This window comes from Sphingomonas sp. SP2 (assembly GCF_058313385.1).
This window is the reverse complement of record NZ_JBZFLD010000001.1, coordinates 1,129,184-1,146,771: the sequence shown is the minus strand read 5'-3', so window position 1 is coordinate 1,146,771 and position 17,588 is coordinate 1,129,184. Positions and strand designations below refer to the sequence as shown.

The window sequence follows — 17,588 nt, the reverse complement described above, 5'->3', positions numbered from 1 at the left end:
CCCGCCTTCGCAGGAATGACGAGGAAATTATGACCCAGCCCAAAGTCCTCATCTCCGACAAGATGGACCCCCGCGCCGCCGCGATTTTCCGCGAGCGCGGGATCCAGGTCGACGAGATCACCGGCAAGACCCCCGACGAACTCGCCGCGATCATCGGCGACTATGACGGCCTCGCCATCCGCTCCTCGACCAAGGCAACCGCCAAGCTTCTCGACCACGCGACCAATTTGAAGGTCATCGGCCGCGCCGGCATCGGCGTCGACAACGTCGACATCCCCGCCGCCACCCAGCGCGGCATCGTGGTCATGAACACGCCCTTCGGCAACTCGATCACCACCGCCGAGCATGCCATCGCGCTGATGTTCGCCCTCGCCCGCCAGCTTCCCGAGGCCGACGCCTCGACCCAGGCCGGCAAGTGGGAGAAGAACCGCTTCATGGGGGTCGAGCTGACCGCCAAGACGCTGGGCCTCATCGGTGCAGGCAATATCGGCTCGATCGTCGCCAGCCGCGCGCTCGGCCTCAAGATGAAGGTCATCGCCTTCGATCCCTTCCTTTCGCCCGAACGCGCGCTCGAGCTCGGGATCGAGAAGGTCGAACTCGACGAGCTGCTGAAGCGCGCCGACTTCATCACCCTCCACACGCCGCTGACCGACCAGACCCGCGGGATCCTGAGCCGTGAGGCGCTGGCCAAGACCAAGAAGGGCGTGCGGATCATCAACTGCGCGCGCGGCGGGCTGATCGACGAGGCCGCCCTCAAGGACGCGCTCGATAGCGGCCAGGTTGCCGGCGCCGCGCTCGACGTGTTCGAGACCGAGCCCGCCACCGCTTCGCCCCTGTTCGGCACCCCGGGCTTCATCTCGACCCCGCACCTTGGCGCCTCGACCACCGAAGCGCAGGTGAATGTCGCGATCCAGGTCGCCGAGCAGATGAGCGACTTCCTGCTGCTGGGCGGCGTCACCAACGCCATCAACATGCCCTCGCTCTCGGCCGAGGAGGCGCCGCGCCTCAAGCCCTATATGGCGCTAGCCGACAAGCTCGGCCGCCTGCTCGGCCAGGTGCTCGGCGACCAGGTCACCGGCGTCGCGATCGAGGTCGAGGGCGCGGCCGCGGCCTTGAACCAGAAGCCGATCACCGGCGCGGTGCTCGCGGGCCTGATGGGCACCTATTCGCAGACCGTGAACATGGTGAACGCCCCCGTCCTCGCGAAGGAGCGCGGCCTCGACGTGCGCGAGGTCCGGCACGAGCGCGAGGGCGACTACCAGACCCTCGTCCGGGTCACCGCAACCACGCCCACCGGAGACCGCTGCGTCGCGGGCACCCTATTTGGCAATGCCGCCCCGCGCCTCGTCGACATCTTCGGGGTCGCGGTCGAGGCCGAGCTTACCGGCAACATGCTCTACATCGTCAACAACGACACGCCGGGCTTCATCGGCAAGCTCGGCACGACGCTGGGGAGCGCCGGGCTCAACATCGCGACCTTCAACCTCGGTCGCCGCGCGGCGGGGGGCGAGGCGGTGGCCCTGGTCGCCATCGACGATCCGGTGCCCGCGGCTGTGGTCGACCAGCTCTGCGCGCTCGAAGGCGTGCGCGAGGTGGTGCCGCTGCGCTTCTAGCGAAGCCTGGCGATGAAGGCGTCGACCTCGGCCGTCGCCGGATCGCCGGGTTCGCCCATCTCCTTGTTGAGCGTGCCATGGTTCTTGCCCTCCTGCGGCGAAACCGTGGCGCTGTTCCCGGCCGCCTTGAGCGCGGCCGCGAGCTGCTCGCTCTGGCGGATCGAATCGGCCCGGCGTGCGACCGGCAGGATCAGCCAGTTGGCGGCATTGGGCGCGGCGGCATGGAAGGTGGGCGAGAGCGCTTGCTGGCGCTTGGGGTCGGTCCCGAAGGCCTGGTTGTACATGCTCGCGACGGGATTGCGCGGCTGCGCCATCTGTCCGGCAATGTCGTAGCCCGCGCCATCGAGCAGCACGACGCCGCGGACCGCCCCCATCGGCACGCCGGCGGCCTTCAGATAGACGGGATCGGTCGCGACCAGCGCGGCAAGATGCGCCCCGGCGCTGTGACCCATGAGCACGATCCTCTCGGGGTCGACCCCTGGCTGACGCCGGAGCAAAGCGATCGCCGCCGCAATGTCGGCCGCCTGCTGCTCGACCGTCGCCTGCGGCACCAGCCGGTAGTTGGTGCTGGCGAATGCCCAGCCCTGCGCGGTGAAATGCGCGGGCTTGCCGCTGGTCCCCGTGCGCTTGTCGCCGATCGACCAACCGCCACCGTGCACGAAAAGCAGGATCGGCGCCTTGGCGGGCGCGATCGCAGGTCGGAACAGGTCGAGTTTCTGCTTTGGGTCGGAGCCGAAGGAGAGTTCCTGCGCCCCGCTCGGCAGCGGCGCCCGCGCGGCCGCCCCGTCGCTGATCGCCTTGCGGCATTGATCGGGGAGCTTCTGCATTGCACCGAGCAGGCACTGCCGCCGATTTTCCCCAGCCATCAGGCACTGCCGAATCTCCGGCGTCCGGCATTCGGGCGAAAGCAGGCGCGCGCGCTGCGCCCAGGCGCCGTGACTGGCGATGAGTGCGGTCGCGGCAAGCAGCGCCGCTCCGATCGAGGTTCGCGAAAGCTTCATTCCCCTGCCCCTTTTCTGGACCTTGTCGACGACAATGAATAGGAGCGCCGCTGAACGGCCGATGAGACCGACGTTCATGCACCAGCAGGATTGATTACGCATGGGTAACGTTACCGTGATCGGCGCCCAGTGGGGCGACGAGGGCAAGGGCAAGATCGTTGACTGGCTCGCCAGCCGCGCCGACTGCGTGGTCCGCTTCCAGGGTGGCCACAATGCCGGCCACACGCTGGTCGTTGGCGACAATGTCTACAAATTGTCCCTGCTTCCGAGCGGCATCGTCACCGGCACGCTGTCGATCATCGGCAATGGCGTGGTGCTGGATCCCTGGGCGCTCCAGGCCGAGGTCGAGAAGCTCCGCGGCCAGGGCGTCCGGATCGAGCCCGATGTCCTCCGCATCGCCGAGACGTGCCCGCTCATCCTCCCGATCCACCGTGACCTCGACGCCCTTCGCGAAGATGCGAGCGGCGCGGGCAAGATCGGCACGACTCGCCGCGGCATCGGCCCGGCCTACGAGGACAAGGTCGGCCGCCGCGCGATCCGAGTCTGCGACCTCGCCCATCTCGACGAGCTCGATCCGCTGCTCGATCGCCTCTGTGCCCACCATGATGCGCTGCGCGCAGGCTTCGACCAACCACCGGTCGATCGCGCCCGGCTCAAGGCCGATCTCGCCGAGATTGCCGACTTCGTGCTGCAGTTCGCGCGTCCGGTCTGGGTCGACCTCGACGAGGCCCGCAGCCGCGGCCGCCGAATCCTGTTCGAGGGCGCGCAGGGCGTGCTCCTCGATGTCGACCACGGCACCTATCCGTTCGTCACCTCATCCAACACCGTCGCCGGCACCACCGGCAGCGGCAGCGGAATGGGCCCCGGCGCGGCCGGCTTCGTGCTCGGCATCGTCAAGGCCTACACGACCCGCGTCGGCTCCGGCCCCTTCCCGACCGAGCTCGACGACGAGATCGGCCGCCAGCTCGGGGAGCGCGGGCGTGAATTCGGCACTGTCACCGGTCGCCAGCGCCGCTGCGGCTGGTTCGATTCGGTCCTCGTCCGGCAGGCTGCCGCGGTGAGCGGGATCACCGGCATCGCGCTGACCAAGATCGACGTGCTCGACGGTCTTGCGGTGGTGAAGATCTGCGTCGGCTACGAGATCGACGGCAAGCGCTTCGACTATCTGCCCCCGCACGCCGCCGACCAGGCGCGGGTTCGTCCGATCTACGAGGAAATGCCGGGCTGGTCAGAGAGCACTGCGGGCGCGCGGAGCTGGGCCGATCTTCCGGCGCAGGCGATCAAATATATCCGCCGGATCGAGGAGCTGATCCGCTGCCCGGTCGCGCTGGTCTCGACCTCGCCGGACCGCGACGACACGATCCTCGTGCGCGACCCCTTCGCCAACTGAGGCGCCGGCCTTCCGGCCAGCGCCTCGGCGGTGATCAGTCGGGCTTCTTGTCGACGGCCTTCATCTGCGCATCGAAAGCGCCCGCGTCCTTCATCAGGTCCGGCATGAGCTTCATCATTTCCGGGAACGCCTGGAACGAGCCGCGCAGGACGTCGGGCTCGAACCACATGCCGATCATCTGCCGGCCGTAGGCGGCCCCGGTCGGCGTCGAGAGGAAGGCGCGGATTTCAGCCATCTGCTGCGCGTCGAACTTGCGCGCCATCGACCGTGCCATGCCCTCGCGGAACTTCGGCTCGGCGACATCACCGAACTTCACGAACATCGTCTTCGCGAAGGCTTTTCCGGCTGCGAGTTTGGCGTCGAAATTCGGCTCCTTCTGCGCCAGCATCTCGCGCAGCGGCATCGTGCTCGGCGGCTTGGCCTTCGGATCCTTCTTTCCGGTCTGGGGGATCATGTCGGCGAAGTCGGCCTCGCTCATGCTGAGCACCTGGTCGGCCATGCGGTCGACAAAGCCGTTCATCGCCTCGGCATAGGCACCCTTGGGGAACATCTGCACCGTCGCATCGCGCGCGACCGCCAGCCGCGCAGGATCGGGCTCCGGCCCGGCCGGGAAGAAGCGATCGAACATCTTGGTCATCATGGCCATGGCCTGGACCGGGTCCATCTCGGGCTTGGCCGGCACCTTCTTGGTCACCACGGTCTTCGTCGGCGCAGCCGAGGCAGCATTGGGCACCAGCGCAACCGACAGGGCCGTCGCGGCAAGCATCAACTTCAGTCTCACGTGATCATTCCCCCGTTCGTCGCCGCCCGTCAGTCAGGCAGCGTCCCCACGCCCCCATGTTTGCCCAACCTTAAACCGCTGCACAACAATCAGTCTTAACGGAGCGCGCGATCGAGCAATTGACCCGCCGTTTCGCCCCCGCTGCCGAAGAGATGATCCTTCCAGCCCGGCGGATCGAGCCGCTCGACGAGCAAGACCATGGCAAGGCCCTGAAGCTGCGACCAGTGGCGGCCGCGCTGGCCGAAGCCCGCCATCGCCCGTTCGCGGCTCTCGCCGGCCCCGCCGCGAGCCGCGGGCATCCGGAGCCACCGGTAACCGACCCACTGGCCCGAGCCTTCCATGGTGAACCACAAAGCCTCGGCGTCGCGCTGATAGGCCTGGTCGGCGACATAATATTTCGCCTGTCGTGCCGCGGTCAGCGCGCGCGCCTCCCGGGCCAGCGCCTCCACCTCGGACCGGTCCTTCGCCTCCGCTGCCGCGAGATAGAGGGCGGTCTCCCGGGCGATGCTGTCGGCAAAACCCTTGTCGCTTTCGAAGCGGCGCTGGATGGCATCATCGTCGAAATCGTCGTCGGGAATATGTTCGCGCGCCTGAAGCTCGCTGATTCGCGCCCCGTAGCTGCGCATCTGGTAGAGGTGGGTCGCCTCGTGCAGCAGCACCGCGGTCATCAACCGGTCGAGCCCGAGCACGCCGGGCGGGACCTTGCCCGCGGTCCACACAGTCGGCGTCGACATGACGAAGCGCTGCGCCTTTTCGTCGGCCAGCGCCGCGGAGAAGACCCCGACCGGAATATCCTGGCTGCCGACGCGCAAGCCGGAGCCGGGAATGGCGCTTGCCTGCCACCGGCCGCCTGTCCTGTTGAATGCCGTCTGGCTTCGCAGGGCACAGTGGCGATCGAAGACGATGGCCTCGATCGGTCCGCTGTCCCGGCGCCCGAGGATCTGCGTCCGCGCGACATGCCAGGCGCTCACCGACCGGCTTAGCCACTGCTGATCGAACGGCGAGAAACGGCAGGGCGCCGCGGAAGCCGCATCGGCGATGGCGGAAAGCCCGAGCGCCAGTCCAAGCATCGCCAGAAATCGTGATGAGGTCATGCAGCCTCCTGAAGCGCGAGCAATCGCCCACGGGTCGTCTCGTCTGCCGGGAAGAAGGTCTCGATCGCCACTTCCGACAAGGTCACCTCGACCGGCGTTCCGAACACCGTGGTGGTGGAAAGGAGGTTGAGGGTCCCCGCCGGGGTCGCCATGCGCATCGGGGTCGCGACCAGCGACACCGTGGCGGCCTCCTCTGGGCTCGTGCTCACTGCGGCGGGATAGGCGATGAGCTCGCCGAGCAGCGTCTGGAGCCCGGGCTCTCCTCCCTGCGCGATCTGGTGTCGGACCCGCGCGAGCAGATGTCGCTTCCACTCCGCGAGATTCTCGATCCGTGGGGAGAGGCCTTCGGGGTGGAGGCTCAGCCGGAGCACATTGACCGGCGGCGCCAGCAACATCGGGGACACGCCGGCAAGCAAGGGCGGCACCGCGGCATTGCTCGCAACGAGGTTCCAGCCCGCATCGATGGCGAGCGAAGGAAATGGCATCTGGCAGTCGAGCACCTGCTGCACCGCGGCCATCGAATCGGCGCTCACCGCGGCCGGCCGCTCGGGAAAGCGCGGTGCGAACCCGCCTGCCAGCAACAGGGCATTGCGTGTCCGGAGCGGCAGCGCGAGTGCTTCGGACAGTCGCTCGATCATCTCGCGCGAGGGTCGGCTCCGGCCCGTCTCGACGAAGCTCAGGTGGCGGGCGCTGAGCTCGGCCTGGCAGGCGAGGTCGAGCTGGCTGAGGCGGCGGCGCTGCCGCCACGCGCGAAGCTGTTCCCCGATGGCCGGCTCTTGCTGCACGGCCTCATGTTAGGCTGCTTCCCGCGCAATTCCATTACCTCGGAGGTAATCGCAGCAAGCCCTCTTCTCGATCATCCATCGGCTTCCCAACCCCAAGGAGCCTGACGATGATCCTTTCGCCCTTCCTCCGCACGGTCCTCAAACTCGACGGCCTCAGCTGCCTCGGCCTGGCCGCGCTCATCCTGCCGCTGTCGGCGACGCTGTCGCCGCTCATAGGCCTGCCGGCGGCGCTCCTGACGGGCGCGGCGGCGACCCTGATCCCGATCGGGCTCTTCATCCTCGCGCTCGGGCTCAAAACCCGTGCAGCCCACGCGCTGGTGATGCTCGTCATCGTCGGCAATGTCGGCTGGGCCGCGGCAAGCTTTCTCGTTGCCGCCGACAGCCCCGACGCCACCGCGCTGGGTCGGACCCTGGTCAGCGCACAGGGCCTCGCGGTCCTCGGCATGGCCGCATTGGAATGGATGGGCCTTCGAGCCTCGCAGCGGGCGGCCACGGCCATCGGCTGAGAAGTCGGGTGGGCGGCGCCGTGGTGGCGTCGCCCCTTCCCGCTCAGACGGTCGCGATGTCGGGCGCGTCCTCAGCCTTCATGCCGACCACATTATAGCCGGCGTCGACATGGTGGATCTCGCCGGTCACGCCAGCGGAAAGATCGCTCAGCAGGTAGAGGCCGGCGCCGCCGACATCCTCGATCGTGACGTTGCGGCGAAGCGGGCTGTTGAGCTCGTTCCATTTGAGGATGTAGCGGAAATCGCCGATCCCGCTTGCCGCCAGCGTCTTGATCGGGCCGGCGCTGATCGCATTGACCCGGACCCCGTCCTTGCCGAGGTCGGCCGCGAGATATTTGGTCGCGGTCTCGAGCGCGGCCTTGGCGACGCCCATGACGTTGTAGTGCGGGATGACCTTCTCGGCGCCGTAGTAGGTTAACGTCAGCAGGCTTCCGCCGGGCTTCATCAGCTTGGCCGCGCGCTGCGACACCGCGACGAAGCTGTAGACCGAGATGTTCATCGTCAGCAGGAAGTTGTCGAGGGTCGTGTCGACGAAGCGGCCGCGAAGCTCGTTCTTGTCCGAGAAGCCGATGGCATGGACGAGGAAATTGAGCCCGCCCCAGCGCTTCTCGACTTCGGAAAAGGTCCGATCAAGCGCGTCCATGTCGCCGACATCGCAGTCCACGAGGAAGTCGCTGCCCAGCTCCGCGGCGAGCGGACGCACGCGCTTCTCAAGCGCCTCGCCCTGATAGGAGAAGGCCAGCTCCGCGCCCTGCTCGGCGAGCTGCTTGGCGATGCCCCAGGCCAGCGAGCGATCGTTCGCGAGGCCCATGATCAGCCCCCGCTTGCCCGTCATCAATCCCGTCATGCCGCCTGTGTCTCCCCGCTTCCCTTGCTTACGACTTCGTCCGGCCCCGGAGTCTCGATATCGAGTTCCTCCGCATGCGGCCCCTTGAAGACCTCGCCCTCTAGCGCGGTCGGTCCGGTTTCCGCCAGTGCGGCGTTCAGTTCGGCGCCCATCACCACGCCAAGCCCGACGACGAAGAAGAACAGGAGGGTGATCATCACGCCGGCGAGGCTGCCGTAGGTAAGGTCATAACCGCCGGCGAGGCCGATCGCCTTGGGCAGCAGCACGGCCGTCGCCACCCACCAGCAGGTCACCAGCAACGCGCCCGGCCACTTGCGGCAATGGAACTTGCGGTAGCGCGACGGGGTCAGCACCACGAAGATGAGGTAGACGGTCGCATAGAGCATCACCGTCGGCAGCAGCTTCACGAGATAGAGCGATTCGATCAGCTGCTGGAATTGCGGCACGACATGGAGAAGCAGCGCCTCGAGCGAGCTCAGTACCACGGTCAGCGCCAGCGCGATCATCAGCAGCAGCACGAGGCCGAGCAGGAAGACGATCGAGATCAGCCGATATTCCCAGAAGGGCGCGCCATATTTGACGCCATAGGCTCGCCTGAGGATGTCGCGGATCGTCTCGATGAAGCTGCTCGCGGTCCACAGCCCGACGATCGCGCCGAACCACAGGAGCGGCCCTTGGCGGGCGGTCAGCACTTCGCGGATCGGCTCGCGAACCACCGCAGCGATATCGGGCGGGACCGACTGGAGAACGTTGAAGACGACCTGCTGCGCGCCCTGGGTACTCCCCAGCAGCTGCGCGATGGCGGCGGCGAGGATGAAGAAGGGAAACATCGACAGCAGGCTGAGATAGGCAAGGTTGCCGGCGTGGATGAAGCCATCGTTGTAGACGCCGACCCCGACCCTTTTCAGGATTTCGAACGGCCGCGTGCCCGGCCGGATCCGGTCGACCACCTGCTCGCCGAACCGCGCCTTGAGCTTGGCCAGCCGCTTGCGGCGGGCCTCGGGACTTTGCGGCGATAGATCCTTCATCCGCCTGTCTAGACGCCGAGACCCGCGCGCGGGTTGCCTTCGCCGCCCGTCCAGCCGCTGACAAATTGCTCGAGCGCCGCATCACCCGCGGGAATGTCGATCATCAGCGAGACCAGGAGGTCGCCGCGCGTGCCGCTCTTGTCGCTGAAGCCTCGGCCCTTGATCCGCAGCACCTTGCCCGCGCTCGATCCCTTCGGGATGCTCAGCATCACCGCGCCGTCGGGCGTCGGTACCTTCACCTTGCCACCGAGGACCGCCTCACGCAGCGAGACGGGAAGGTCGAGACGGACATTGTTGCCGTCGCGGACGAAGAATCGATGCGGCTCGATGGCGATGGTGATGATCGCATCGCCATTGCCGCCGGGTCCCTGCTCGCCCTTTCCGCCGAGGCGGATCTTGGCGCCGTCCTCTACCCCCTTGGGAAGCTTGATCTCGACCGTCGCGCCGCCCGCCAACGTCACCCGCTGCGGGCTCAGCATCGCCGCATCGACGAAGGGGACGGTCAGGCGATAAGCGATGTCGGCGCCCTTGGGAGCAGCCCGCGACCGCCCGCCGCCACCGAAGCCACCGCCGGTCGGCCGCCGCGTGCTCCCGCCGAACAGCCCTTCGAAGAGGTCCGACAGATCGGGCGCCGCGCCGCCGCCGCCGGGAAAGCCCTCGAAGCCGGCACCGCCGCCGGCCGGCCGCGCGCCGCCGTAGGAGCCGCCACCGCCGAACGGCATCTTGGGGTTGCCGTCCTCGTCGATCTCACCGCGGTCGTAACGCGCCCGCTTGGCGCTGTCCGACAGCAGGTCGTAGGCGGCCGTTACCTGCGCAAAGCGCTCGGCGGCCTTGGGATTGTCCTGGTTCCGGTCGGGATGCAGTTGCTTCGCGAGGCTGCGATACGCCTTCTTGATCTCGGCGTCGGTCGCCCCCCGCTTCACCCCGAGGCGTGCGTAAAGGTCCATGGCTCCTCATAGAGCAAGATCATCGGCTGGCTAGCTATGCGCCGGTCGCTTGCCTGCCAAGGTCATCCGGCGATAGAGGCCGCGCCATGGCCGCGACCGATCCCTTCGCCCTCTTTGCCACCTGGATGAGCGAGGCCCAGGCGAAGGAGATCAATGATCCCGACGCCATGGCGCTGGCCACCGCGACCCCCGACGGCCGCCCGTCGGTCCGGATGGTCCTGATGCGGCTCTACGGACCCGAGGGCTTCGGCTTCTTCACCAATCTCGAAAGCCGCAAGGGCAGCGAGATTGCCGCCAACCCATTCGCCGCTCTGTGCATCCACTGGAAGAGTTTGCGTAAGCAGGTCCGCGCCGAGGGCCACCTCGTGCAGGTCAGCGATGCCGACGCGGACGCCTATTTCGCGAGCCGCTCGCGCGACAGCCGGATCGGTGCCTGGGCGAGCGACCAGTCGCGGCCGCTCGGCTCGCGCGACGATTTCCTTGCCAAGCTCGAAGCCATGAAGGCGCGCTTCGGCGAGGAGGATGTCGGTCGTCCGCCGCACTGGTCGGGTTTCCGCCTGGTCCCCGACCGGATCGAATTCTGGGAGGACGGGGAGTTCCGCCTCCATCACCGCCGGCTCTTCACCCGCGATGGCGACGGGAGCTGGAGCGAAGGCTTGTTGTACCCATGAGAGTAACCGGTCCCGAGCGCGCGCGCCTGTCCCAGCGCGCCGCCATCGCCAGCGTCAGCATGGCCCTCACCCTGCTCGTGGCGAAAAGCTGGGCCGCGATTGCGACCGATTCGACCGCCATGCTTGGCAGCCTCGCCGACACCGCCCTCGATCTCGTCGCCAGCCTGGTGACGCTCGCCGGGGTCCGCATTGCCGCGCTTCCGGCCGATCACGACCATCGCTTCGGTCATGGCAAGGCCGAGGCCCTGGTCGCGCTGGGGCAGGTCGTGCTGATCGCCGCGAGTGCGCTCGGGATCGGCTGGCGCGCGATCGACCGCCTGCTCAACGGCGCCGAGACCGCCAATGCCGAGCTCGGCATCGGCGTCTCGATCGCCGCCATGGCCGCCACCCTGCTGCTCCTCAGCTACCAGAAGAGGGTCATCGCCAAGACCGGCTCGATCGCGATCCAGACCGACAACATCCACTACAAGTCGGACCTGTTCCTCAACGGCGCGGTCATCGCCGCGCTGGTGATCGAGCAATATCTGAGGGTGAAGGGCGCCGACGCGGCCTTCGGCGTGGCGCTTGCCCTCTGGCTGTTGTGGGGTGCGTGGCGCGCCGCGGGCGAGAGCGTCAACCAGCTGATGGACGCCGAATGGCCCGAGGAGAAGCGCCTCGCCTTTCTCTCCGCCTGTGCCGATTATCCCGAACTCAAGGGCATCCACGACGTCCGCACCCGCACCTCGGGCGTGCATGACTTCATCCAGTTCCACGTCTGGGTGCCAGAGGACTGGACCGTCCGCCAGGCGCACGACCGGCTCGACCGTGTGGAGGAGGAATTGCAGAAGCGTTTTCCGGGCACGGAGATCCTGCTTCACCTCGATCCCGAGGGGCATACCGACCGGGAGGGCATGCTGCCCCACCACCTGACGGAGCGGACATGATCATTCCCTTCTTCCAGGTCGACGCCTTCGCGCCCACCCCGCTCAGCGGCAATCCCGCCGCGGTGATGCCACTTGAGGAATGGCTCCCCGACGCGACGCTCCAGGCCATCGCGGCCGAGAACAACCTCAGCGAGACCGCCTTCACCGTGCCCTCGGCCAGCGACGATGCCGATTACGAGCTGCGCTGGTTCACCCCCACTACCGAAGTGCCGATGTGCGGCCACGCGACCATCGCCTCGGGCCATGTCCTGATGAGCGGCGATCTATTGCGCTTCCGGACTCGCCAGGCCGGGCTGCTGACGGTGCGTCGGGTTGCCGGCGACCGCCTTGAGCTCAGCCTCCCCGCCGCCAGCGTCAGTCCCGCCCCGGCTGCCGAGGCGCTTTCGGCGCTCGGCGTATCGGGAGAGACGTTCGTCGGCCACAATGCCGAGCAGACGATCATCGTCCTCCTCGCCGACGAAGCCGCCGTCCGCGCGGTCGGCCCCGACTTCGCTGCCCTCCGCGGCATCGATGCGCTGGTGATCGTCACCGCGCCGGGCGACATGCAGGAAATCGCGAGCCGGGTGTTCGCCGCCAACGTCGGCATCGACGAGGATCCGGTGACGGGCGCCGCTCATGCCGCGCTCGTCCCCTTCTGGGCCGGGCGGCTCGAACGGAAGAGCTTCAGCGCGGCGCAGGTCGGACCGCGCGGCGGCCTGCTCGACTGCACCCTCGACGGTGACCGCGTGCTCCTCTCGGGCCAGTGCCGCACCGTGATCGAGGGCAGTTTCCAGCTCTAGTCGGCAGCGTCGCTCGACAGCAGTTCGCGCAACGCCGCGATCAGCGGCCGCTGGCTTTCCAGCATCCGCGCCTCGGCTTCCTCGAGGCCCATCCAGTCGACACGGTCGAGCTCGGGATAGTGGCGCATCTGGCCCGACCGCGGCGGCCATTCCATCTCGAAATCATTGCTTTCCAGCTGCGCCGGATCGAACTCGCCCTCGAGCGCGAAGACTTCGACCAGCTTGCCGCCATTCTGGCGGATGGTCTTCAGCGGCACCGGATTGCCGGAAGGGACCGGCCCTACTTCCTCGGCAAACTCCCTGAGCGCCGCCTCGAGCGCTTGCTCGCCGGCCTCGACCGCGCCCTTGGGCACCATCCAGGCACCTTCGTCCTTGCGCGTCCAATAGGGACCGCCCGGATGCCCGAGGAGCACTTCGATCCGCCCTCCGCGCCGCCGGTAAAGGAGCACGCCGGCACTTCGCTTCTTGGGCGGGAAGGATGTCCGCGGCATGGCCTGCCTTTCGGCTTTTCAGCACCGTGGCGCAATGCCATGCTTGTGACGGGGTAACTACGGGGAGGATGCGCATGCGGTTGACGATGTTATTCGGTGCGGCAGCGCTGCTGCTTCCCGTTGCGGCAGCGGCGCAGAAGGTCGATCCGCGCCTCGAGGCGGTCCTCGCATGCCCCAAGATCGCCGACTCCGCCCAGCGCCTCGCCTGCTTCGATTCGGCGATCGCGCCGCTGCGCAAGGCAGCCGAGGCCGGTGCGCTCGAAGCCCGCTCGCTCGGTCCCAAGGCGCTCGAGGCGCGGATCCGGGCGATGAAGCAGCAAGGCTATGACCGGATGCTGGTCCAGTTCGACAATGGCGATCGCTGGATCTTCCAGCTCGAAGGCAATGAAAGGATGCCCAAGGCGGGCGATGCCGTGACGGTGAAGCGCGGCGCGCTCGGCAATTGGTGGGTGAAGGTGGTGAAGGGCCAGACTTTCCAGGCCAAGTTCCTCGGCCAGCCCGACTAGGCGGCCGCGAGCGCCTCGGGCAAAGCCGGCACCGTCCGGTCGATCCAGCCTCCGCCAAGCAGCCGGTCGCCCTCGTAGACGACGAGGGCCTGGCCCGGTGCGACGCCATATTCCGGCTGGGCGAAGCGGATCCTGTCACCGTCGCGCCGTGCGGCGACCGGGCGACTGAGCGACCGGACCTTCGCCTCGACCTCCTGCTGATCCTCGCCGAGCCAGTTCCAGTCGGTGACCTCGGCCTCGGCGACCGCAAGCGCCTGCTTGGGACCGACCACCAGCCGCCGCTCGGCCGGCTCGATCCGGACGACGTAGAGCGGTTCGGCATGGCCGCCGATCTCAAGCCCGCGGCGCTGCCCCACCGTGAAGTGGACGACCCCGGCGTGGCGCCCGAGCACCCGGCCCTCGAGGTCGACGATCTCGCCCGGCGCCTCGGTCTCGGCCCGCATCCGTTTCACCAGCCCGGCATAGTCCCCGTCCGGGACGAAACAGATGTCCTGGCTGTCGGGCTTGGCCGCGACCGACAGGCCGGCTTCCTGCGCGAGGTCGCGGACCGCGCTCTTGGGCAATTCCCCGATCGGGAAGCGCAACAGGTCGAGCTGCTCGGCGGTGGTGCCGTAGAGGAAATAGCTCTGGTCGCGCGCCGGGTCGCGCCCCTTGTGGAGCTCGGCCTTGCCGTTGCGCACCACCCGCCGGACATAATGGCCCGTCACCAGCGCGTCGGCGCCAAGCTCGCGGGCGAAGGCATGAAGGTCGGTGAACTTCACGCCCTGGTTGCAGAGCGAACAGGGCACGGGCGTCCGACCCCGCGCATAATCGTCGGCAAAACGCTCGATCACGCCCTCGCGGAAGCGGCTTTCGTAATCGAGCACATAATGAGCGATGCCGAGCCGCTCGCAGACCTGCGCCGCATCATAGATGTCCTGCCCGGCGCAGCAGGCGCCCGAGCGCTTCACCGCCTCGCCATGGTCGTAAAGCTGGAGCGTCACCCCGATGACCTCGGCGCCCGAGCGTGCCGCGAGCATGGCCGCGACCGACGAATCGACCCCGCCGGACATGGCGACGACGATCCGCGCAGCCGAAATCGGCTTCTCGAGCTGGAAATCTGTGGATGACACGGCCGGGTCTTTACTCGGCATTCACCCTCTTTCGCTAGTGGTCCTTCCGTGGCGCCACGATGGAGGAAGGCCAAGAGCTTGGTGGAACTGGGTAGGCAATTAGTACCGGCGACGGCCTTGAGCTCGGATGAGCTTGGCGCCGTGCTGGCAAGCCTCGGCCCGGCGGGAGACGGTCGATCGCGCCTCGCGGCGGTCGTGGCCCTGCTCACCGGGGAACGCATGAAGCAAGGATGTCGTGGGGGCACCTTCGCGGACTGCGAACCAAATATGACGACCCCGTTTACCAGCGGACTTCAGAATTGCTTGAGGGGGCCGGCGTTAAACGAGCCTCACCAAGCCAATGCCACCAAGATCCGCCTGAGGAAGCAATGCTAGAGAATCAGAAGTTTCGTCCGCATCAGGTGATCGGCCCCCTCGGCGAGCCGCTGACCCTCGATTCGCTTCCCTCACCGGACACCACCCGCTGGGTCGTCCGCCGCAAGGCGGAAGTCGTCGCGGCCGTCGCTGGCGGTCTCCTCACCGTCGACGAAGCCTGCCAGCGTTATGGTCTCAGCCTCGAGGAATTCGCGAGCTGGCAGCGCGCGGTCGACCGCAGCGGCATGCCCGGCCTGCGCGTGACCCGAATCCAGCATTATCGTCAGGTCTACGAGCGCCAGCAGCGCTACTGATTTGCCGGACGAGTCCGACCTCCTCGGGCTCGTTTCGGAACCGACACGTCAGTTCGCCGTTCCCTACTCCGGAACAAGACAAGCCATACGGGCGTCTTGATGCCGCAAGAACCGTCCGGCGGTCACGCACGGACGGATACAGGAGGGAACGCATATGGGTATCATCATCTGGCTTATCGTCGGCGGCATCTGCGGGTGGCTGGCGAGCATCGTCATGCGGACCGACGGTCAGCAGGGCATCTTCCTGAACATCATCGTTGGCATCATCGGTGCGGCGCTCGCCGGCTTCCTGCTCGGCGGCGGTGCCAGCCTGAACAATGGCATCACCATCGAGAGCTTCCTCTACTCGCTGCTGGGCGCCATCGTCCTGCTCGCGATCGTGAACCTCGTTCGTCGTGGTCGCGTGCGCTAAGCGCATCGATCTCGGTTGAATGACATCGGGGCCGTCCACTCTTGGAGTGGGCGGCCCCTTGTCGTAGGAGGCCATCATGCCTCTGACCTGGTTGGCCCTCATCATCGCCGGCGCGGCGCTCGGCTGGATCGCCAGCGTGATCCTTCACGCCCAGACCGCTCGCGAAGTGCTGACCACCGTCGCGCTTGGCGCCGCCGGTGCCCTGCTTGGTGCACTGCTGATCGTGCCGGTCCTTGCCGGCCGGCTCGAGGCGACCGGCTTCTCGCTGCCCGGCGTCCTCTTGTCGCTGCTCGGCGCCTTCCTGGCGCTTGGCGGCGCTGTCGCCGTGCAAAGGCTCCAGCGCCGCTGACGAATGCCGTTTAGCGGCGCTTCAAGATCAAACGGTAGATGAGGAGGATGAGGAAGGCGCCGGCGATCGCCGCTAGGAATCCCGCGCCGTCGGTGGGCTCATTGTACCAGCCGAGCGCCCGCCCCAGGAAACCCGCCACCATCGCGCCGCCGATCCCGAGGAGGATGGTGATGACGCAGCCACCCGGATCCTTGCCCGGCATCACCGCCTTGGCGATCGCACCCGCGATGAAGCCGATGATGATCCAGCTCAACCAACCATAATCTGCAAGCATTAGTGGCCCTCCTTCGTGTCGCGCCTCAGGCTATCCACGAAGCGGCTGCCGGAGCAAACCTCTTTTCACGGGTAAGCGGCGGCCGTTGGTCGAATGACCCTTGCCGTTGGTCGGCCCTTCGCCTTGTGTTGCACTTGGTGACTTACAGGTCTAATACAGTGGGCGCGCGGCGCTAGGTCGCATTTGATGGAAAAGGTTGTGCAGATGAATCGCGAGACCCGGCTGGAGCGGGACGAAACGATCGTGGTGGTCGATGGTTCGCGGCGGCGCCGCAACATGATCCTCGCGGTGGTGGCGGCCGTGCTGGTGCTGGCCTTGGCCTATTACCTGTTCGGTCGCTCCGACAAGCCGGCCGAGGGCGAAACCGCCGCTGCCGGCGCGCAGGGCGGCGGTCGTGGCGGGCAGGTCCCCACGGTCAGCGTGGTCGTCCCCGGCCGCTCGCAGGTCGCGCGCATCATCACCGCCAGCGGCGCCCTCGCCGCTCGCCGCGACCAGCCGATCGGCGCCGCCGGCCAGGGCGGGCGGGTCACCGCCGTCCTTGTCGATGCCGGCACCTGGGTCCGCGCGGGCCAGACCCTTGCCACCGTCGACCGTTCGGTCCAGGTCCAGACCAGCGCCCAGCTCGCGGCCGCCGTGGCTTCGGCCCGCGCCAGCGCGGCCTTGGCGCAGAATGAATATGACCGCTCGGCAGCGCTCGTCGGCCGGGGCTTCGTCTCCAAGGCCGACCTCGACCGCAAGAAGGCGGCGCGCGACCAGGCCAATGCGCAGGTCCGGGTCGCCGAGGCTCAGCTCGGCGCCACCCGCGCCGGCATCGGCCTGCTCGACATCCGCGCCCCCACCGCGGGCCTCATCCTCCAGCGCAACCTCGAAGTCGGCCAGGTCATCGGCCCGGGCAGCCAGGGACTGTTCCGCCTCGCCCGTGGCGGCGAGATGGAGATGCGCGCGCAGCTCTCGCAGCAGGACCTCGCGGCGATTCGCGTCGGCATGCCGGCCAGCGTCACCCCCATCGGCGCCGGCACCAGCATCACCGGCTCGGTCTGGCAGGTCGCGCCCGTGATCGATCCGAACAGCCGCCAGGGCGAAGTCCGGATTGCCATCCCCTATTCGGCCGGTGTCCGCCCCGGCGGCTTCGCCGAAGCGCGGATCTCGGCCGGCGCGACCACCGCGCCGCTGCTTCCGCAGAGCGCGGTGCTGTCCGACGGGGAAGGCAATTACGTTTACGTCGTCAACGCCAAGAACGAGGCCGAGCGGCGCAACGTTAAGGTCGGCACGGTCGACGAGAGCGGTGCTACCATCGTCGCCGGGCTCAGCGGCCAGGAGATGGTCGTGCTGTCGGCGGGGCCGTTCCTCAACCCGGGCCAGAAGGTCAATCCGAAGCGGCAGGCTGCCGCCAACTAGGCGGCTTAAGGAC

At 67.7% G+C, this 17,588-nt stretch carries 21 protein-coding genes; 11 read left to right on the top strand and 10 right to left on the bottom strand.

The window, feature by feature from the left end; all coding sequences use genetic code 11:
* Positions 1-29 precede the first annotated feature (29 nt).
* Positions 30-1,613, top strand: coding sequence for a phosphoglycerate dehydrogenase (serA, locus tag AC4GYU_RS05930; protein WP_491085968.1), 1,584 nt, complete (start codon positions 30-32; stop codon positions 1,611-1,613).
* Here the strand turns inward: serA and AC4GYU_RS05925 are convergent.
* A complete protein-coding gene (locus tag AC4GYU_RS05925; RefSeq protein ID WP_491085967.1) occupies positions 1,610-2,614 on the bottom strand; it encodes an alpha/beta hydrolase in 1,005 nt (334 codons plus the stop codon). The genes serA and AC4GYU_RS05925 overlap by 4 nt on opposite strands.
* Positions 2,615-2,714: 100 nt before the next feature.
* Here AC4GYU_RS05925 and AC4GYU_RS05920 point away from each other — a divergent pair, with 100 nt between their 5' ends.
* Positions 2,715-4,004, top strand: a complete 1,290-nt coding sequence (locus tag AC4GYU_RS05920) for an adenylosuccinate synthase (protein ID WP_491085966.1) — start codon at positions 2,715-2,717, stop codon at positions 4,002-4,004.
* 34 nt (positions 4,005-4,038) lie between these two features.
* Here AC4GYU_RS05920 and AC4GYU_RS05915 read toward each other — a convergent pair whose 3' ends face one another.
* The 3 genes from AC4GYU_RS05915 to AC4GYU_RS05905 all read right to left on the bottom strand — a co-directional run bounded on the left by AC4GYU_RS05915 (position 4,039) and on the right by AC4GYU_RS05905 (position 6,664).
* A complete protein-coding gene (locus tag AC4GYU_RS05915) occupies positions 4,039-4,785 on the bottom strand; it encodes a DUF2059 domain-containing protein (protein ID WP_491085965.1) in 747 nt (248 codons plus the stop codon).
* A gap of 95 nt (positions 4,786-4,880) precedes the next feature.
* A complete protein-coding gene (locus AC4GYU_RS05910) occupies positions 4,881-5,879 on the bottom strand; it encodes a hypothetical protein (RefSeq protein WP_491085964.1) in 999 nt (332 codons plus the stop codon).
* Complete coding sequence (locus AC4GYU_RS05905; RefSeq protein ID WP_491085963.1) at positions 5,876-6,664, bottom strand: helix-turn-helix domain-containing protein; 789 nt, start codon at positions 6,662-6,664, stop codon at positions 5,876-5,878. The genes AC4GYU_RS05910 and AC4GYU_RS05905 overlap by 4 nt, the downstream gene beginning before the upstream one ends.
* 107 nt (positions 6,665-6,771) lie before the next feature.
* Between AC4GYU_RS05905 and AC4GYU_RS05900 the strand changes: the two genes are divergently transcribed.
* Positions 6,772-7,170 (top strand): hypothetical protein, encoded by a 399-nt coding sequence (locus AC4GYU_RS05900; RefSeq protein WP_491085962.1) that lies wholly within the window; start codon positions 6,772-6,774, stop codon positions 7,168-7,170.
* Between the two features lie 43 nt (positions 7,171-7,213).
* Here AC4GYU_RS05900 and fabI read toward each other — a convergent pair whose 3' ends face one another.
* The 3 genes from fabI to AC4GYU_RS05885 are packed head-to-tail and all read right to left on the bottom strand — an operon-like array spanning position 7,214 to position 9,992.
* Positions 7,214-8,017 carry an enoyl-ACP reductase FabI gene (gene fabI / locus AC4GYU_RS05895; protein WP_491085961.1) on the bottom strand — a complete coding sequence of 268 codons (804 nt, stop codon included), beginning with the start codon at positions 8,015-8,017 and terminating at the stop codon, positions 7,214-7,216.
* Complete coding sequence (locus tag AC4GYU_RS05890; RefSeq protein WP_491085960.1) at positions 8,014-9,045, bottom strand: YihY/virulence factor BrkB family protein; 1,032 nt, start codon at positions 9,043-9,045, stop codon at positions 8,014-8,016. The genes fabI and AC4GYU_RS05890 overlap by 4 nt, the downstream gene beginning before the upstream one ends.
* Positions 9,046-9,053: 8 nt before the next feature.
* Positions 9,054-9,992: a DnaJ C-terminal domain-containing protein gene (locus AC4GYU_RS05885; RefSeq protein WP_491085959.1), complete on the bottom strand. Its 939-nt coding sequence runs from the start codon at positions 9,990-9,992 to the stop codon at positions 9,054-9,056.
* Between the two features lie 86 nt (positions 9,993-10,078).
* Here AC4GYU_RS05885 and pdxH point away from each other — a divergent pair, with 86 nt between their 5' ends.
* The 3 genes from pdxH to AC4GYU_RS05870 are packed head-to-tail and all read left to right on the top strand — an operon-like array spanning position 10,079 to position 12,365.
* Positions 10,079-10,663, top strand: a complete 585-nt coding sequence (pdxH, locus tag AC4GYU_RS05880; protein ID WP_491085958.1) for a pyridoxamine 5'-phosphate oxidase — start codon at positions 10,079-10,081, stop codon at positions 10,661-10,663.
* Positions 10,660-11,586: a cation diffusion facilitator family transporter gene (locus AC4GYU_RS05875; RefSeq protein ID WP_491085957.1), complete on the top strand. Its 927-nt coding sequence runs from the start codon at positions 10,660-10,662 to the stop codon at positions 11,584-11,586. The genes pdxH and AC4GYU_RS05875 overlap by 4 nt, the downstream gene beginning before the upstream one ends.
* On the top strand, positions 11,583-12,365 hold the full coding sequence (locus tag AC4GYU_RS05870; protein ID WP_491085956.1) for a PhzF family phenazine biosynthesis protein: 783 nt from the start codon (positions 11,583-11,585) through the stop codon (positions 12,363-12,365). Before AC4GYU_RS05875 ends, AC4GYU_RS05870 begins: the two co-directional genes overlap by 4 nt.
* On the opposite strand, the gene AC4GYU_RS05865 is transcribed toward AC4GYU_RS05870, so the two are convergent.
* Positions 12,362-12,856, bottom strand: coding sequence for an NUDIX hydrolase (locus AC4GYU_RS05865; protein WP_491085955.1), 495 nt, complete (start codon positions 12,854-12,856; stop codon positions 12,362-12,364). The genes AC4GYU_RS05870 and AC4GYU_RS05865 overlap by 4 nt on opposite strands.
* A 74-nt stretch (positions 12,857-12,930) precedes the next feature.
* Here AC4GYU_RS05865 and AC4GYU_RS05860 point away from each other — a divergent pair, with 74 nt between their 5' ends.
* Complete coding sequence (locus tag AC4GYU_RS05860) at positions 12,931-13,362, top strand: hypothetical protein (RefSeq protein WP_491085954.1); 432 nt, start codon at positions 12,931-12,933, stop codon at positions 13,360-13,362.
* Here the strand turns inward: AC4GYU_RS05860 and mnmA are convergent.
* Positions 13,359-14,495 (bottom strand): tRNA 2-thiouridine(34) synthase MnmA, encoded by a 1,137-nt coding sequence (gene mnmA / locus AC4GYU_RS05855; RefSeq protein WP_491085953.1) that lies wholly within the window; start codon positions 14,493-14,495, stop codon positions 13,359-13,361. The genes AC4GYU_RS05860 and mnmA overlap by 4 nt on opposite strands.
* Positions 14,496-14,842: 347 nt before the next feature.
* Here mnmA and sciP point away from each other — a divergent pair, with 347 nt between their 5' ends.
* The 3 genes from sciP (at position 14,843) to AC4GYU_RS05840 (ending at position 15,903) form a co-directional block, all read left to right on the top strand.
* The gene (gene sciP / locus AC4GYU_RS05850) at positions 14,843-15,142 is read left to right on the top strand and encodes a CtrA inhibitor SciP (protein ID WP_491085952.1); all 300 of its coding nucleotides are present in this window, start codon (positions 14,843-14,845) and stop codon (positions 15,140-15,142) included.
* 154 nt (positions 15,143-15,296) lie between these two features.
* Positions 15,297-15,554 (top strand): GlsB/YeaQ/YmgE family stress response membrane protein, encoded by a 258-nt coding sequence (locus tag AC4GYU_RS05845; protein ID WP_491085951.1) that lies wholly within the window; start codon positions 15,297-15,299, stop codon positions 15,552-15,554.
* Positions 15,555-15,630: 76 nt separating this feature from the next.
* Positions 15,631-15,903 carry a hypothetical protein gene (locus tag AC4GYU_RS05840; RefSeq protein ID WP_491085950.1) on the top strand — a complete coding sequence of 91 codons (273 nt, stop codon included), beginning with the start codon at positions 15,631-15,633 and terminating at the stop codon, positions 15,901-15,903.
* 10 nt (positions 15,904-15,913) lie between these two features.
* Here AC4GYU_RS05840 and AC4GYU_RS05835 read toward each other — a convergent pair whose 3' ends face one another.
* On the bottom strand, positions 15,914-16,177 hold the full coding sequence (locus tag AC4GYU_RS05835) for a GlsB/YeaQ/YmgE family stress response membrane protein (protein WP_491085949.1): 264 nt from the start codon (positions 16,175-16,177) through the stop codon (positions 15,914-15,916).
* 204 nt (positions 16,178-16,381) lie between these two features.
* On the opposite strand from AC4GYU_RS05835, the gene AC4GYU_RS05830 reads away from it, so the two are divergent.
* A complete protein-coding gene (locus AC4GYU_RS05830; RefSeq protein WP_491085948.1) occupies positions 16,382-17,575 on the top strand; it encodes an efflux RND transporter periplasmic adaptor subunit in 1,194 nt (397 codons plus the stop codon).
* Positions 17,576-17,588: the final 13 nt, after the last annotated feature.

What these genes read in the sequence shown, in the direction of transcription:
- AC4GYU_RS05900 (WP_491085962.1), top strand. Translation starts at nt 6,772, where the DNA reads ATGATCCTTTCGCCCTTCCTCCGCACGGTCCTCAAACTCGACGGCCTC.
- AC4GYU_RS05875 (WP_491085957.1), top strand. Translation starts at nt 10,660, where the DNA reads ATGAGAGTAACCGGTCCCGAGCGCGCGCGCCTGTCCCAGCGCGCCGCC.
- AC4GYU_RS05845 (WP_491085951.1), top strand. Translation starts at nt 15,297, where the DNA reads ATGGGTATCATCATCTGGCTTATCGTCGGCGGCATCTGCGGGTGGCTG.
- AC4GYU_RS05840 (WP_491085950.1), top strand. Translation starts at nt 15,631, where the DNA reads ATGCCTCTGACCTGGTTGGCCCTCATCATCGCCGGCGCGGCGCTCGGC.
- AC4GYU_RS05835 (WP_491085949.1), bottom strand. Translation starts at nt 16,177, where the DNA reads ATGCTTGCAGATTATGGTTGGTTGAGCTGGATCATCATCGGCTTCATC.
- pdxH (WP_491085958.1), top strand. Translation starts at nt 10,079, where the DNA reads ATGGCCGCGACCGATCCCTTCGCCCTCTTTGCCACCTGGATGAGCGAG.
- AC4GYU_RS05920 (WP_491085966.1), top strand. Translation starts at nt 2,715, where the DNA reads ATGGGTAACGTTACCGTGATCGGCGCCCAGTGGGGCGACGAGGGCAAG.
- AC4GYU_RS05910 (WP_491085964.1), bottom strand. Translation starts at nt 5,879, where the DNA reads ATGACCTCATCACGATTTCTGGCGATGCTTGGACTGGCGCTCGGGCTT.
- fabI (WP_491085961.1), bottom strand. Translation starts at nt 8,017, where the DNA reads ATGACGGGATTGATGACGGGCAAGCGGGGGCTGATCATGGGCCTCGCG.
- AC4GYU_RS05860 (WP_491085954.1), top strand. Translation starts at nt 12,931, where the DNA reads ATGCGGTTGACGATGTTATTCGGTGCGGCAGCGCTGCTGCTTCCCGTT.
- AC4GYU_RS05830 (WP_491085948.1), top strand. Translation starts at nt 16,382, where the DNA reads ATGAATCGCGAGACCCGGCTGGAGCGGGACGAAACGATCGTGGTGGTC.
- AC4GYU_RS05865 (WP_491085955.1), bottom strand. Translation starts at nt 12,856, where the DNA reads ATGCCGCGGACATCCTTCCCGCCCAAGAAGCGAAGTGCCGGCGTGCTC.
- AC4GYU_RS05885 (WP_491085959.1), bottom strand. Translation starts at nt 9,992, where the DNA reads ATGGACCTTTACGCACGCCTCGGGGTGAAGCGGGGGGCGACCGACGCC.
- AC4GYU_RS05870 (WP_491085956.1), top strand. Translation starts at nt 11,583, where the DNA reads ATGATCATTCCCTTCTTCCAGGTCGACGCCTTCGCGCCCACCCCGCTC.
- serA (WP_491085968.1), top strand. Translation starts at nt 30, where the DNA reads ATGACCCAGCCCAAAGTCCTCATCTCCGACAAGATGGACCCCCGCGCC.
- sciP (WP_491085952.1), top strand. Translation starts at nt 14,843, where the DNA reads ATGCTAGAGAATCAGAAGTTTCGTCCGCATCAGGTGATCGGCCCCCTC.
- AC4GYU_RS05890 (WP_491085960.1), bottom strand. Translation starts at nt 9,045, where the DNA reads ATGAAGGATCTATCGCCGCAAAGTCCCGAGGCCCGCCGCAAGCGGCTG.
- AC4GYU_RS05925 (WP_491085967.1), bottom strand. Translation starts at nt 2,614, where the DNA reads ATGAAGCTTTCGCGAACCTCGATCGGAGCGGCGCTGCTTGCCGCGACC.
- mnmA (WP_491085953.1), bottom strand. Translation starts at nt 14,495, where the DNA reads ATGCCGAGTAAAGACCCGGCCGTGTCATCCACAGATTTCCAGCTCGAG.